Source organism: Streptomyces misionensis (genome assembly GCF_007896895.1).
Lineage (GTDB): Bacteria > Actinomycetota > Actinomycetes > Streptomycetales > Streptomycetaceae > Streptomyces > Streptomyces misionensis_A.
The window spans coordinates 1-2,371 of the sequence record NZ_VOGW01000095.1; the positions used below are offsets into that span (position 1 = coordinate 1).

Annotated in this window: 2 protein-coding genes; both read left to right on the forward strand. The window is 73.6% G+C overall.

Annotated features, from left to right (window positions below; all coding sequences use genetic code 11):
• The first annotated feature begins 122 nt into the window (after positions 1-122).
• Positions 123-668: a MarR family winged helix-turn-helix transcriptional regulator gene (locus FRZ03_RS16410; RefSeq protein WP_146465903.1), complete on the forward strand. Its 546-nt coding sequence runs from the start codon at positions 123-125 to the stop codon at positions 666-668.
• A 209-nt stretch (positions 669-877) separates the two neighbouring features.
• Positions 878-2,332: a DUF2252 domain-containing protein gene (locus tag FRZ03_RS16415; RefSeq protein ID WP_146465904.1), complete on the forward strand. Its 1,455-nt coding sequence runs from the start codon at positions 878-880 to the stop codon at positions 2,330-2,332.
• The last annotated feature ends 39 nt before the right edge of the window (positions 2,333-2,371 follow it).

A 2,371-nucleotide genomic window follows, 5' to 3' on the forward strand; every position in this document is an offset into this window, starting at 1 on the left:
GTGGTGGGCCCACGGAGCGGGGGAAGGTTCTCGGGCCGAGTGTGTCGGTGGGTGTGGTGGAGGACGGTCCCCCGGGCCGGTGGCCGGGACGTTTCCCGGGGCGGCCCGGCTAGGCTTTCCGCATGTCCGCGCAGCCACGCTCCGACGTCTCCGCGTCCGGCCCCGGCGCCCGCGCGCCCGAGGCCCGTCTGCTCACCGAGGCCGTCACCCGGCTGCGCCGCGCGCTGCGCTCCTCGATCCGCACCGACTATCCGTGGGAGACCCTTCCCATGGCGCAGGTCGAACTGCTGCAGGTGCTGGGCGAGCACTCTCCCGCGCGGATCAGCGACCTGGCCGCCCGCCGGCGCCTGGCACCGAGCACCGTCAGCGGGCTGATCGGTCAGATGATCACCGCGGGGCTGGTCGCGCGCGACGTCGACGCCGCCGACCGCCGTGCCTCGGTGGTCACCCTCACCGACGCCGGCCGCGAGAAGCTCACGGCCTGGAACACCGCCCACGAGCGCCGCATCGACGCCGCCCTCGCCGCGCTCGACGACGACTCCCGGGTGGCCATCGGGAACGCCCTGCCCGCGCTGTTCCGGCTGGCGGAGAACCTGGGCGGCGAGACGGGGGAGGGCACGGCGGAGAGTGTGAAGGAGGGCACGGCGGAGAGCGCGACGGGGGCGTGACGGGGGCGTGGCCGAGGGCGTGGCGGGGCGCTGAACGCCGTTGGAGAACCGTGGAGTTGCCGGTTGTCCACAGCGACCGGTTGCCGACAGTAGTCCAGTTGCCCAGTTGCCCAGTGGTCCGGTTGTCCACAGTGGCTCGGTTGTCCACAGGCGCTGACGCGGATCCCGTCACCGGTTGTACGGTCTCCCCGGGTTGATGTTCGTCTTCGATGCGTACGGGGGAGGCGGTCGCCGTGGCCGGGAGCGGTGCGGGTGAGCAGGGGCGGAAGACGGGTGGCGAGCGCAGGCTGCCGGGGGTGCGGGGGTTCGCCCGGTGGCCGCGGCAGGGCTCGCCCAGGAAAGAGGGCAAGGCGCTGCGGTCGAGCGTGCCGCGCCGCGCCCACCGGTTCCTCGAACTGGACGCCACCCGCCCGGACGCGGTGCGCGCCGTCGAGGAGTCCAACGCCGGGCGGATACCGGAGCTGACCGCGATCCGGGTGGGCCGGATGGCGGCCACCCCCTTCGCCTTCCTGCGCGGCTCGGCCGGGCTCATGGCGCACGACCTGGCGCGCACCCCCGTGACCCGGATCGGCACCCAGATATGCGGTGACGCGCACGCCGCCAACTTCGGCCTGTACGGCGACGCCCGCGGCGGTCTCGTCATCGATCTCAACGACTTCGACGAGACCGTGTACGGCCCCTGGGAGTGGGACCTGAAGCGGCTCGCGGCCTCGCTGGTGCTGGCCGGCCGTGAGACGGGCGCCGACGAGGACACCTGCCGTGCCGCGGCGCGGGACGCGGTCGGCGCCTACCGCCACACCATGCGGCTGCTGGCGAAGCTGCCGGTGCTGGACGCGTGGAACGCCATCGCGGACGAGGACCTGGTCTCGCACGCCGAAGCCCACGATCTGCTCGGCACCCTGGAAAGGGTCTCGGAGAAGGCGCGGGCCAACACCAGCGGACGGTTCGCGGCGAAGTCGACCGAGCCGCACGAGGACGGCGGGCGCCGCTTCGTGGACGCCCCTCCGGTGCTGCGCCGCATACCGGACCGCGAGGCCGCCGCGGTCGCCGCGTCCCTGGAGGAATACCTGACGACCCTGCCCGAGGACCGGCACCCGCTGCTCGCCCGGCACGCGGTGCACGACGTGGCGTTCCGGGTGGTCGGCACCGGCAGCGTCGGCACCCGGTCCTACGTCGTCCTGCTCCTCGACCACCGAGAGCATCCGCTGGTGCTCCAGGTGAAGGAGGCCCGCCCCTCCGCGCTGGTCCCGCATCTGGCCGCCGCCGGGTTCGAGACCGCGCCGGTGGAGCACGAGGGCCGCCGGGTCGTCCTCGGACAGCAGCGCATGCAGGTGGTCAGCGACCTGCTGCTCGGGTGGACCACGGTCGACGGACGGCCGTTCCAGGTACGCCAGTTCCGCAACCGCAAGGGCAGCGTCGACCCCGCCGCCCTCGCCGCCGACCAGCTGGACGACTACGCCCGCATGACCGGTGCCCTCCTGGCCCGCGCCCACTCCCACGGCGCCGACCCCCGCCTGATCGCCGGCTACTGCGGCAAGAACGACGAACTGGACGAGGCCATCGCCACCTTCGCCGTCGCCTACGCCGACCTCACCGAGTCCGACCACACCACCCTGACCACCGCGATACGAGCGGGGCGCATCGCCGCGGAGGCGGGAGTCTGAACCGGCTGCCGCCACCGAGGCGGGGTGAACGGCATGATC

Excerpts from the sequence above, each read along its gene's own strand:
- FRZ03_RS16410 (WP_146465903.1), top strand. The coding sequence starts at position 123 with ATGTCCGCGCAGCCACGCTCCGACGTCTCCGCGTCCGGCCCCGGCGCC.
- FRZ03_RS16415 (WP_146465904.1), top strand. The coding sequence starts at position 878 with ATGCGTACGGGGGAGGCGGTCGCCGTGGCCGGGAGCGGTGCGGGTGAG.